The sequence below is a fragment of the Antrihabitans stalactiti genome (assembly GCF_012932915.1).
GTDB lineage: Bacteria > Actinomycetota > Actinomycetes > Mycobacteriales > Mycobacteriaceae > Antrihabitans > Antrihabitans stalactiti.
The window spans coordinates 44,172-56,577 of the sequence record NZ_VCQU01000005.1 but is presented as its reverse complement, the minus strand read 5'-3'; the positions used below and the strand labels follow the sequence as shown (position 1 = coordinate 56,577).

Here is a 12,406-nt window from a genome sequence, read left to right as displayed (position 1 = left end):
AACCAACAAAACCAGGAGGCCACACCCAGTGTCGATTGCAGAAGACATCCGCTTGCCAACCCGGACGGGTCGCATCGCGATCGATGAGGTGTGGCCGACGATCCCCGGTGGTCGGGCTGCTAAAGCGGTTGTGGGCGAGGTGTTTCCGATCCGCGCGGTCGTGTGGCGCGAAGGGCACGACGCCGTCGCTGCAAACGTGGCTGTCCGAGAGCCCGGCGGCAAAACGCTGCGGGTACGGATGCACCCCGCCGCCGAGCCCGACGTGTTCGAAGCATCGTTCACGCCGACGTCGGAGGGTGTGTGGCAGTTCCGCATCGAAGCCTGGGGCGACCCGATCACGACCTGGCGGCACGGCCTGGAGGCGAAGCTGGCGGTCGGGCAAAGCGCGGCAGACCTGGCCAACGAATTGGAAATCGGGGCGCGGCTGTTCGATCAGGTCGCACGAAAGGCTCCGCGCGGTGAGCGCTCACGCCTCGCCGAAGTGGCGCAGTCGTTGCGCGGGGATGCCCAGTTGCACGCCCGGGTGGCACCGGCATTCGCCGGTGACGTCACGGAGTTGCTGAACGTATATCCGTTGCGCGACTTGGTCACCCGCAGCGGTGTGCGGTCCGTACATGTCGACCGTCGGCGCGCATTGTTCGGTTCCTGGTACGAGCTGTTTCCACGCTCGACCGGCGGCTGGGACGACCACGGCCGGCCGGTGCACGGTACTTTCGCGACCGCGGCCGCCGACCTTCCGCGGATTGCTGCGATGGGTTTCGACGTGGTGTACCTACCGCCGATCCACCCGATCGGACGAGTAAACCGCAAGGGTCCCAACAACACTCTGACTCCCGGTCCCGACGATGTCGGCTCGCCGTGGGCAATCGGGTCCGCCGAGGGCGGCCACGACGCGATCCATCCGGAATTGGGTACCGAAGCAGATTTCACGAGCTTCGTCGCGGCGGCGGCGAAGCTCAATATGGAAGTCGCACTGGATCTTGCACTCCAGTGCGCGCCCGATCACCCTTGGGCACAAACGCATCAGGATTGGTTCACTGTGTTGCCGGACGGTTCGATCGCGTATGCGGAGAATCCGCCGAAGAAGTACCAGGACATTTACCCGGTGAATTTCGACATCGATCCCGACGGGATCTACACCGCCGTGCTGGACGTAGTGCGGCACTGGATTTCGTTGGGAGTGAAGATATTTCGGGTCGACAATCCACACACCAAGCCACCGGACTTCTGGGAGTGGCTGATCGAGCAGGTCCACACCACGGACCCGGACGTCCTGTTCCTCGCCGAAGCGTTCACTCGTCCCGCTCGCCTCTACGGACTGGCTCGGCGCGGATTCACGCAGTCCTACACGTATTTCACGTGGCGAGTCGCGAAGTGGGAGCTCACCGAATTCGGTACCGAGATCGCCTCGAAAGCCGACGAAGCCCGGCCGAACCTGTTCGTCAACACCCCCGACATCCTGCACGAGAGCCTGCAATACGGCGGTCCGGGCATGTTCGCGTTACGAGCCACACTCGCGGCAACCCTCGCGCCCACTTGGGGCGTGTACTCCGGTTACGAACTGTTCGAGCACCAAGCGGTCCGGGAGGGCAGCGAGGAGTACCTCGACTCGGAGAAGTACCAGCTCCGTCCTCGCGACTTCGCTGGTGCGCGGTCTCGCGGAGAATCGTTGGAGCCCTGGATAACTCGGCTCAACGAAATCCGCCGTGCGCACCCATCGTTGCAGCAGCTGCGCAACATCCATTTTCACCACATCGACAACGACGCCCTGATTGCTTACTCCAAAGTCGATCCGGCGACCGGTGACGCGGTTCTCGTCATCGTCAACCTCAACCCGTTCGGCCCCGAAGCCGGCACGATCCACATCGACATGCCCGCAATCGGGCACGACTGGCACGATCACTTTCCCGTATACGACGAGGTCAGCGGCGAGGAATATCATTGGGGCCAAACCAACTTCATCCGGTTGGAGCCATGGAAAGCGGTCGCACACATTCTCGCGTTGCCGGTGGTCCGATGAGTACCGGAGCGCCCACCGCGGCAGACCTGGATCGACTTGCCCGCGGTGAACACCACGACCCCCATTCGATCCTCGGCGCGCATCCACACCGAGATGGCACGATCATCCGGACCCTGCGACCGCAGGCAGAGTTGGTCGCGGCGCGCATCGGTGGCGTCGACTACCCGCTCGAACACGTTGCGGACGGGTTGTTCAGTGCTCTCGTGCCGATCCACGACTTGATCGACTACCGACTGGTCGTGACCTATCCCGGCGGAGACCCACTGGTCACCGCCGACGGCTACCGCTTCCTTCCGACCCTCGGCGACCTGGATCTCCATCTGTTCAAAGAGGGCCGCCACGAACGGCTCTGGGACATCCTCGGTGCCCATGTTCGCACGTACACGACGCCCGACGGCGACGTCACCGGCACGTCGTTCGCGGTCTGGGCACCGAATGCACGCGGGGTCACCGTGATCGGCGACTTCGAGTATTGGTCAGGCAACCGCACCCCCATGCGCGTGCTCGGCTCGACCGGGGTGTGGGAACTGTTCGTCCCCGACGTCGGCGACGGGACGCGGTACAAGTTCCGCATCCACGGCAGCGACGGCGTCGTCCGCGACAAAGCCGACCCGATGGCGATGCGCACCGAGATTCCGCCCGACACCGCGTCCGTCGTCACCACCAGCCGCTACGAATGGCGCGACCGCGATTGGCTGGCCACACGCGCCGAGACCGAACCCAGCACTGCGCCGATGAGCGTGTACGAGGTGCATCTCGGGTCCTGGCGGCGCGGCCTGGACTACCGATCTCTCGCGCACGAGCTGGCGGATTACGTCAACGAATGCGGATTCACGCACGTCGAATTGCTGCCGATCGCCGAGCATCCGTTCGGCGGCTCGTGGGGTTATCAGGTCACGTCGTACTTCGCGCCGACGGCTCGCTTCGGCAGTCCCGACGACTTCCGGTACTTCGTCGACCATCTGCACTCCGCAGGCATCTCGGTGCTCGTTGACTGGGTCCCCGCGCATTTCCCCAAAGACGCGTGGGCGCTGGCACGCTTCGACGGCACACCCCTGTACGAACACGCCGACCCTCGCCGCGGCGAGCAACTCGACTGGGGCACCTACGTTTTCGACTTCGGTCGCTCGGAGGTCCGCAACTTCCTCGTCGCCAACGCGTTGTACTGGATGGACGAATTCCACGTCGACGGGCTGCGCGTGGACGCGGTCGCGTCGATGCTCTACCTCGACTTCTCGAAGGACGAGGGCGGCTGGACGCCGAACATCCACGGCGGGCGCGAGAACCTCGAGGCTGTCGCGTTTCTGCAGGAGATGAATGCAACCGTGCACAAGGTGCACCGTGGAGTGGCAACCATCGCCGAGGAGTCCACCGATTGGCCTGGGGTTACGCGCGCAACTTCGGATGGCGGGCTCGGCTTCAACATGAAGTGGAGCATGGGCTGGATGCACGACACGCTCGACTACTTCGCGCACGACCCGATTCACCGCTCGTATCACCACAACGAGATCACGTTCTCGGCGATGTACGCCTGGAGCGAGAACTACCTGCTGCCGATCAGCCACGACGAGGTCGTCCACGGCAAAGGCACGCTATGGACCCGGATGCCGGGTGGTGATTACGACAAGGCCGCTGGGCTGCGTAGCTTCCTCGCCTATATGTGGGCGCACCCCGGCAAGCAGTTGCTCTTCATGGGTCAAGAATTCGGTCAGGTCCGTGAGTGGTCGGAGGAACGGTCGCTGGACTGGTACCTGCTCGACGACGACAGACACCGCGGCATCTTCCGCCTCGTGACCGACCTCAACAACGCATACAAAGCCCGTCCCGCGCTGTGGAATCAAGACACCTCACCGCAGGGCTACTCCTGGATCAACGCCGACGACCGTGACGACAACGTCGTCAGCTTCTTGCGCTTCGGTTCCGACGGCGGCGTGGTGGCGTGTATCTACAACTTGTCCGGCTCATTGCACGCCACCTATCGGATCGGCCTTCCCTCCGCAGGACGATGGATCGAAGTACTCAACACCGACGCGCAGGCATACGGCGGAGGTGGCGTCGGAAACTTCGGCGCGGTCGAGGCGTCGAACGAATCGAGGAACGGACTCCCCGCATCCGCGCAGATCGCCCTGGCCCCGCTCAGCGCGATCTGGCTCGTCCCCGACAGATCGAGCTGATCTGGATTAATTTCGTGATTGCATTATCGTGATAATGATGTCACGATAACTGCAGCGCGCATCGAACGTATGCCGCTTCCGTGGAACAAGGGAGTTCTCCGAATGGGTATCAACGTCGCCGAAGTGCGCAAAAACGTCGATCAGTACCTGGTCAAGGACGTGGAGCGGATGAATGCGGTCCGGCTCGCGCCGCGGCCCGACAACGGCTTCTACGGACCAGAATCGCTCACTTGGGAGTTGGGCAAGAAGAGTCCGCTCAGTCTGGTGCTCGGCATCTATCGGGGCGCGATCGAGGTGCTGTTCGACCCCCGCGTGGCCGAGTCGGTCTCGACCCACAGCGTGATGCGCACCGATCCGATCACCCGCGCCCGGCGGTCGATCATGTTCTTCCAGATGGCTTCGTTCGGGGACTCGGAATCCGCCATTCGCGCCGGCCGGACGCTGTTCCGCGTGCACTCGCACATCAACGGAATGGACCCGATCACCGGCCGGGAGTACCACGGCACCGACCTCGAGATGGCGCTCTGGACGCACGCGCTCGGCATCGTGAGCTTGGCCGAGTGCTACGGCCAGTTCGGTCCGGGGCTGAGCAAGTCGGACAAGGACCGATTCGCCGCAGAGAACGTGCCGTTCGCGCAGCTGGTCGGCGTCGATCCCAAAGATGTGCCGCTCACCTTCGAAGGCTGCCGGGAGATTGCGCTTGGTTGGATGCCGCGAATGGCATTGGGCCTCAAAGGCGTCCGGGATGTCGACTTCCTGATGCGCTCACCGATGGAGCCGGCATGGCCGATGGCTGTCGCCGCGCCGGTGCTGCGTGTCGTCGCCACCGCTGTCTCGCGACATCTCACACCAGACCTGTTGGAAATGGCCAGGTTTCATCCATCGAAGCTGACTGTGCGGTTGGCTGAGTTGACTGTCCGGGCGGTGGCGACGGCTCAGGCGAAGGGCCCACTGCGCAACGCCGCCATACCGGTCAGCCCCGAAGGCTGGGGCATGATGCAGCAGGCGTTCGAGGCCGACCCGAACTTGCCGCTGGCTGACGCCTCGATTCGGGAGGACTTGCACCTGCGGGTTCGGCAAGCTGGGCCGGGCAACCAGTACTCCGACAACGAACACTCTCCGTTCGTTCATAGCCAAGCCATGTGATGTCGTACGTCATCGCCGAGCCGTGCGTCGACGTGATGGACAAGGCCTGCACCGACGAATGCCCCGTCGATTGCATCTACGAAGGCGGACGCAAGCTCTACATCCGTCCCGACGAATGCATCGACTGCTCGGCTTGTGAACCGGTGTGCCCAGTCGATGCGATCTACTTCGAGCAGGATCTGCCCAGCGAGTGGGTTGGCTACGCCAGCGCGAACGTCGACTTCTTCGGCGGCAACAGGACGCCGAACAACGAAGCCCCGTTCGTCGCGACGGTGCCACCGCGCACTGTGTCGCCGCCGCGCCGGGAAGCGCCGCCGCCGGTATGGGTGTCGGTGGCCCGGCTCGGACGCCGGCTGCTGAGGTGATCTCGTCCGCGTCCTCGCTGGTCGGATACTGTCACCGAGTGAGTTCCGACGCCGCGCCCGCACGCAAACGCGGCCGACCGCGCGCCACAGCCGCCGATATCGAAGCCCGCAGGCAGAAACTCATCCACGCTGCGTACGAGGTGTTTCTGGAGAAGGGCTACAACGCAACGTCGATTGCCGACATCACCGCCCAGGCCGGCCTCGGCTTCGGCACCTTCTACAAAGGATTCGAGAACAAACGGGAGATCCTGGACCCGGTGATCGACTACGGCGTCCAACAGATCCTCGGCGACATCCTGCTCGACGATGTGGCGTTGACGATCACTGCTACGTCGCTCACCGACTTCGAGAATCAGCTGCGCACCATCGCCCGCCGAATCGACGCTGCCTTCGTCGCAAGGCCGCGGCTGGCGAAATTCCTTGTCCTCGAAGCGAACACCATCGACGACGCCCTCGCCGACCGCTGGTACGGACTTGTCGAGCTTGCAGCATCACTCGTGGCCGGCTACCTCGAACGCGGCATCGAGAGCGGCGTACTGCGAACCGGTCTCGATGTCACCGAGACCTCGCACGCCGTCGTCGGCATCATTTTGATGGCGATCGTGCGCGCCGCACGCGACCCTGACGCCGTCGGCTCCTCCGACAAGTACACAGACGCTGCGATATCCCTGATCACCTCTGGCGCCCGCGCGACTTAGCATGGGCCCCATGGCCATCGACTTGTATGCAGGTATCCCGGTCACGGATTTCGCCGCGGCGCTGGAGTGGTATTCGAGGTTGTTCGGCTGCCCGCCCGATCTGCTGGCCGGCGAATCCGAGGCAGTCTGGGACCTTGCTGAACATCGATCGGTCTACATCCGGGTTCAGCCGACGCACGCCGGGCACGCAATGCACAACATCTTCGTCGACGACCTCGACGCCGTCATCGACGAACTGGAGAAGCAAGGTCTCCAACCCGCCAAATTGGAGACCTACCCGAACGGGGTTCGGAAGGCGACGTACTACGACCCCGACGGCAACGAAACCGGCTTCGGCGGCGGACCGCTCGACACCTAGGACACCTCCTCGGTGCGAGGCACGAGGCTGGTCGCCGAACAGCTCGTCGGCAATCACACGAGCACCAGCGCTCGGCGAAATCCCGTGCGCAACATTAGTTTCTACAGTCTCGAGCTGCGGTTTCTTGTCGGTGGGCGCCGATACAATTAGCACATGAGTTCGAGCACGGTGGTAGCCGACGAGGCAGCGGAAGCAGCGCTCGCTGCACTGTCGGCTGCGCTCGACTCTATTGCCGCGCTCCCCACGACGCTGCCGGAAAAGGTGCAACTCGACATCCTCCGCGGGTTGGAAAGCGCTGCACGACGCATCCCGGCGCTCGGACACAACGCATTGCTGAAAGTGTTGAAAGCGCCCGACGAAGTCTTCGGCAATCAACGAAACCGCGACGTGGTCGCGGATGCTCTGCGCATCACACGTCATGAGTTGCAGCGCCGCATCGGGGAAGCCGAAGACCTCGGTGAACGCACGTCGCTGACCGGTCAACCGATGCCGGCTTTGCGCGAGCACACCGCCGCTGCCCAACGGTCCGGGCTGATCGGACGCGACCACATCAAGGTCGTCCGCGACTTCTTCCGACACCTACCCAACTCGGTGGATATCGAGACTCGCGAGGTCGCCGAGGAAACCCTGGCGACGTTGGCGACCACCATGCGGCCCGACGAGTTGAAGAAGGCTGCCGATCGGTTGGACGCCCATCTGAATCCGGACGGCATCTTCGACGACCAAGACCGCGCCCGCCGCCGCAGCTTCCATCTCGGAAAGCAAGGACCGGACCTGATGAGCACCGGAACCTTCACAGCCGACCCCGAACTTCGCGCAGACCTCGAAGTGCTCTTCGCCAAATGGGCCAAGCCCGGAATGTGCAACCCCGACGACCAATCACCCGTGGTCGACGAGGAACCGACCGAGGAAATCGCCTCGAAGGATCGCCGCAACACCGGCCAACGCCAACACGACGCCATCAAAGCCACGTGCCGAGCCATGCTCGCCTCCGGAGACCTCGGCCAGCACCGCGGCCTACCCGTCACGGTGATCGTGTCGACCACAATGAACAACATCCAGAACCTCGCCGGTCACGCCGTCACCGGCGGCGGGTCGATGGTTCCTCTGCGCGAGTTCATTCGCCTGGGAGCCCACACCAACCACTACCTGGCGATCTTCGACGACTCCGATGGGCGACCGTTGTATCTGGGTCGCAGCTGCCGAATCGCGAAACCCGACCAACGGATCGTGATGCACGCCCAACACCGTGGGTGCACCTTTCCTGGCTGCACGCGCCCGGGGTACTTCTGTCAATGCCATCACTGCAAGGCCTGGCGCGCGCAGAATGGCGCCACCGATGCCGACGAGTTGACCTTCGCCTGCGAATTCCACCACCCACTGGTCGGTGAAACCGAAAACGACTGGACCACAACACCTTGCCGGGCAGGTCGATATCGCGGTCGGACCCTCTGGATCCCGCCCGCCCACATCGACCCGCAACGAAAACCGAGAATCAACCACTACTTCCACCCCGGCGAGTACCTCCTCGACGAGGACGATGAGGACTGTCGTCAGAGAATTCGGTAGTCGGGGTCCAGCGCAGGCGGGGGTGTGTGCCGACTGACCGCGAAGCGGGCCCACGAGACCGTGGGTGACACGATCGTGTCGTTCACGACTGCCACGGCCTCGGCGCGCGATCGCCAGTAGTACTGGCGGTAGGCGTTGTCCCAGCGCCGGATTCCTCGCTCACCGGCATTGTCGGTGAGATTCACAGACAGCGACTCGACGATTTCGGCCGGGGCAGTCGAGACATTCAGCAGTCGGACGACGAACAAGACCTGAGTTTCGTCGCCCTCCCCTGCCGTGTCCATGAACGTTTCCCATTTGAGGACCGGATCACGCGGGATCAGCGCCAACTCCTGGCGAATCGTGGCGACCACGTCTATCGGGTGCCCGTAATTTGCGTCCTGAAGCGTCTCGATCGGTGCATGGATTGCGCCTTTGCGATACAGCTCGTTCCACGGTTGCGCACCGACCGATCCGCCGTATCGCCACAGGACGAAACTCATCCCGCCGACGATCGCGACGACGAGTAGCAGTGCGATCGCGCCCATTCCTACATGGTGCCCCTTCGCAGCGAGTTCATGTAGCCGGAGACTCGGCGCTCTCCCTCGCCGGGAAGACCAGCATCACCAGACCGATAGCGGCGACCCACGCAACCGTGCAGTAGGTAGCCGTTATCCCAACCCACGTGTGAAACAGCGGAAGGATGCCGAGCAGGGCGCCCACCGACGCCCATTTCGGGAGCGCGCTGGTCCGTTCGATTGCCACTGACGCCGCGAAAATCATTACTGCAGCAGCGATCTGACTGTAGTGGTAAAGCCAGACGGCAAGCATGAGAAAAGACTGATCCGACCCCGCGACAGCCACGCCACCGAATCGGGAGATTGCCGCGGGCCGGGCAACTTCTGCGGCGAGCCCGGCGGCCGTCAAAGCAATGAACACTGTGCCGCTGACCAACAGCAAGTAGACGTCGGCAGTCGGACCGGACACAGCGCGCAAGAGGGAGACCAGCACCGCGAGAAAGATCAGTCCGAACAAGATATGCAGCAGCGGCAGCGTGCCATTGGCGGTGATGAACGACGACGCGTCCTCGTAATAGTCACCGACGTCGGCCGGTGTCTTCGGAGTTTCAGGGGATCCGACAACGTACGCCGGGATGACGATCAGCGCCGATGCGACTCCACAGAACCCGCCGAATCTGGTTGACACGGTCTGCGTCATGCATGGCTCCTTCGCTCTGTCTCAGCGTCCAAATGTGCCCCTCAGCTGCGGCAGCCTAGCCCAGTCTGATGCGGCGTTAAGCAAAAGCCAAGAGCCGAGTAAGGGCTCAGCGGAAAGATTCCTGACGTGAACATTCGGACAGTCTCGGAAGGGTACGGAAATGACGGACAGCCTTATTGAATCGGAGGAGCGTCCGTTCAGTCGGCCCGCTGGCCCGCCCCCCGACGATATGCAACTGCCGGACGTGTGGATCTACAAAGGAAAGGCCTACGACCTGACCGACTGGATCTCCAAGCATCCAGGTGGTGAGTTCTTCATCGGTCGAACCAAGAATCGCGACATCACGTCGATCATCGGGTCGTACCACAAGAACCCGGAGCGAATCGACCGGATGCTGAAGCGGTACGCACTGAACCGCGACGCGACGCCCGAGGATATTCATCCGACTGCCAACGCGCCGGAATTCCTGTTCAAGCCCGGCTTCGAAAGTTGGACCGACACACCGTCGTACAACTTCGATGACAAGAAGGATCTACTGCACCAGATCAAGGCCCGGATCCAGGAACCGGTGCTGGCCGCACGAATCAAGAAGATGGACAAGATCTTCAACGTCGTCGTCGGCATGCTGATCGTCGCGTACTTCGGTGTGCAAGCGCTGCGGCTGGCCGAGCCGTCCTGGATGCCGTTGCCGGCGTTCGTCATTGCGATGGTGCTGCTTCGAAGCGGGTTGGCAGGTTTCGGTCACTACGCGATCCATCGCGCCCAGAAGGGCATGACCAAGATCTACGCGAACTTCTTCGACGCCAACTATGTTGCGTTGGCGTTCGTTACCGCCGACGGCCACGCGCTGCTGCACCACCCGCATACGCAGAGTGAAGTCGACATCAAGAAGAACGTCTTCACCTTCATGATGCGCATACCTCGGCTGTACCGGATACCGATCCACACGCTGCACAAGTTCGGGCACGTGCTGACCGGGATGACGCTTCGACTGCTCGACGTCTGCCGCCTCACCCGCAAGGTCGGCATCAAGGACATGTACGGAACCTGGCGCGGTGCACTCCCCCACTTCATCGGGGCGTTCGGCATGCGGTTCCTGCTGGTCGGCGAGTTGGTCGTCTTTACCGTGATGGGCGACTTCTGGGCCTGGGCGCTGCAGTTCGTCGTATCACTGTGGCTCAGCACGTTCTTGGTCGTCTCCAGCCACGACTTCGACACCGACGAGCCAGAGCACGTCGAAACCGAGGACTGGGCGATCAACCAGCTAGAGCAGGCCTACGACTTGAAAGTCGTCGGCAACCGCTACATCGACTGCTTCCTCTCGGCAGGCCTCAGCAGTCACCGCGTGCACCACGTTCTCCCGTTCCAGCGCAGCGGATTCGCGAACATCGCGACCGAAGATGCTGTGCGCGAGGAATCGGCGAAGTACGGCGTCGAATGGCTACCGGCGAAAAGCTTTCTCACCGACCGGTTCCCGAAGTTGTGCCGCACCTACCTCCTGTCGCCCTCCCGCGACGCACAGGAACGCAACTGGGGATTCATCCGCGAGCACTTCTCACCGAGCGCATTGAAGACGAGCGCTCAGTACACCGTCCAAGGATTCACCGGAATCGGAACCGTTTAACACACTTTCTCGAAAGGAAACTGCCATGACTATCACCTTCGGCGAAGGCAACGCCCACACCACCTCGGTCCGTAGACGCAAGCCCCGCAACGACCGCTCGTTCGCGATCGGCATGCACGAACTGCCACCCACCCCGCCGACAACCGTTGCGGTGATCGAAAGCATCGCAACCGGCTCGCCGAGCCAGGTGTACCACCAGTCCGACGCAGCCGCCCAGGTGGCGGCAATGTTCGACGATCCTGCACAACAGGCCCGGATCCCGCGCATCTACGAGAAGACGAAGATCGACACCCGCCGTCTCGCAGTCGATCCGATGGGCCCCGAGATCGAGGAGCTCAGCGGACCGGGGACCATCCGGGACCGGATGAATCTGTTCTACAAGTACGCCGCGCCGCTGGCCGTCGACGTCGCCAGCCGGGCTATCGCTGGCATGGACGGCGCTGTGGAAGACATCGGTCTGCTGGTGTTCGTCACGAGCACCGGCTTCATCGCCCCCGGCGTCGACGTCGCCGTGGTGAAGGAACTGGGCCTGCCGAATTCGGTTGGCCGCATCGTCGTCAACTTTATGGGCTGCGCTGCCGCGATGAACGGCATCCGGACCGCCACGGACTACGTTCGGGCACACCCCGACCAGAAGGCGATGGTCATCTGCCTCGAGTTGTGCTCGGTGAACGCGGTCTTCGACGACAACGTCAACGACGTCATCATTCACAGCCTGTTCGGCGACGGCTGCGGCGCGGTCGTGATCGGCGCCAGCAACGTCCAGCAGCCTTTGGCGCCAGGCAAGATAGTGATCCGCAGCAGCTTCAGCCACCTGTTCGACAACACCGAAGACGGCATCGTGCTCGGCGTCAATCACAACGGCATCACCTGCGACCTATCGGAGAACCTCCCCGACTACATCTACGACGGTGTCGATCCTGCCATCGCAGAGGTGCTGCGGCGCAACGGCTTACGCAAGTCCGACATCGATCTGTGGGCAATCCACCCGGGTGGCCCGAAGATCATCGAGGAGTCGGTCCGCTCGCTCGGGCTCAACCCTGCCGCTGCTGCGCCGAGCTGGGACGTCCTCGCCAAATACGGCAACATGCTGAGCGTTTCGCTGATCTTCGTGCTCGAGCAGATGGCCGCGCAGATCGAGACGGACCCGCGGAGCAAGCGCAAGCCGGCCTCGACCGGCGTCGCATTCTCGTTCGCGCCTGGGGTCACGCTCGAAGGCCTGATTTTCGACATCGTCCGTACCTGATCATCACAT

11 protein-coding genes are annotated in these 12,406 nt (G+C 63.0%); 9 read left to right on the top strand and 2 right to left on the bottom strand.

The window, feature by feature from the left end; translation table 11 throughout:
• Positions 1-28 precede the first annotated feature (28 nt).
• The 7 genes from FGL95_RS15380 to FGL95_RS15350 all read left to right on the top strand — a co-directional run bounded on the left by FGL95_RS15380 (position 29) and on the right by FGL95_RS15350 (position 8,330).
• The gene (locus tag FGL95_RS15380; RefSeq protein WP_338079869.1) at positions 29-2,020 is read left to right on the top strand and encodes an alpha-1,4-glucan--maltose-1-phosphate maltosyltransferase; all 1,992 of its coding nucleotides are present in this window, start codon (positions 29-31) and stop codon (positions 2,018-2,020) included.
• Complete coding sequence (glgB, locus tag FGL95_RS15375) at positions 2,017-4,194, top strand: 1,4-alpha-glucan branching protein GlgB (RefSeq protein ID WP_169588332.1); 2,178 nt, start codon at positions 2,017-2,019, stop codon at positions 4,192-4,194. Before FGL95_RS15380 ends, glgB begins: the two co-directional genes overlap by 4 nt.
• A gap of 102 nt (positions 4,195-4,296) precedes the next feature.
• Positions 4,297-5,340, top strand: coding sequence for an oxygenase MpaB family protein (locus tag FGL95_RS15370; RefSeq protein WP_169588330.1), 1,044 nt, complete (start codon positions 4,297-4,299; stop codon positions 5,338-5,340).
• Positions 5,340-5,705: a ferredoxin gene (fdxA, locus tag FGL95_RS15365; protein WP_169589065.1), complete on the top strand. Its 366-nt coding sequence runs from the start codon at positions 5,340-5,342 to the stop codon at positions 5,703-5,705. The genes FGL95_RS15370 and fdxA overlap by 1 nt, the downstream gene beginning before the upstream one ends.
• 38 nt (positions 5,706-5,743) lie before the next feature.
• Entirely contained in the window at positions 5,744-6,403 is a 660-nt protein-coding gene (locus tag FGL95_RS15360) for a TetR family transcriptional regulator (protein ID WP_169588328.1), read from the top strand.
• 10 nt (positions 6,404-6,413) lie between these two features.
• The gene (locus FGL95_RS15355; protein WP_169588326.1) at positions 6,414-6,761 is read left to right on the top strand and encodes a VOC family protein; all 348 of its coding nucleotides are present in this window, start codon (positions 6,414-6,416) and stop codon (positions 6,759-6,761) included.
• Between the two features lie 153 nt (positions 6,762-6,914).
• A complete protein-coding gene (locus FGL95_RS15350) occupies positions 6,915-8,330 on the top strand; it encodes an HNH endonuclease signature motif containing protein (protein WP_169588324.1) in 1,416 nt (471 codons plus the stop codon).
• Here FGL95_RS15350 and FGL95_RS15345 read toward each other — a convergent pair.
• Both FGL95_RS15345 and FGL95_RS15340 read right to left on the bottom strand, forming a co-directional pair.
• Positions 8,315-8,857 carry a hypothetical protein gene (locus FGL95_RS15345; RefSeq protein WP_169588322.1) on the bottom strand — a complete coding sequence of 181 codons (543 nt, stop codon included), beginning with the start codon at positions 8,855-8,857 and terminating at the stop codon, positions 8,315-8,317. The two genes, FGL95_RS15350 and FGL95_RS15345, sit on opposite strands and share 16 nt — an antisense overlap.
• Positions 8,858-8,885: 28 nt before the next feature.
• Positions 8,886-9,527, bottom strand: a complete 642-nt coding sequence (locus FGL95_RS15340) for a hypothetical protein (protein WP_169588320.1) — start codon at positions 9,525-9,527, stop codon at positions 8,886-8,888.
• A 229-nt stretch (positions 9,528-9,756) separates the two neighbouring features.
• On the opposite strand from FGL95_RS15340, the gene FGL95_RS15335 reads away from it, so the two are divergent.
• Complete coding sequence (locus FGL95_RS15335; RefSeq protein WP_420838057.1) at positions 9,757-11,151, top strand: fatty acid desaturase; 1,395 nt, start codon at positions 9,757-9,759, stop codon at positions 11,149-11,151.
• 25 nt (positions 11,152-11,176) lie between these two features.
• Positions 11,177-12,397: a type III polyketide synthase gene (locus tag FGL95_RS15330; RefSeq protein ID WP_206071934.1), complete on the top strand. Its 1,221-nt coding sequence runs from the start codon at positions 11,177-11,179 to the stop codon at positions 12,395-12,397.
• Positions 12,398-12,406 lie beyond the last annotated feature (9 nt).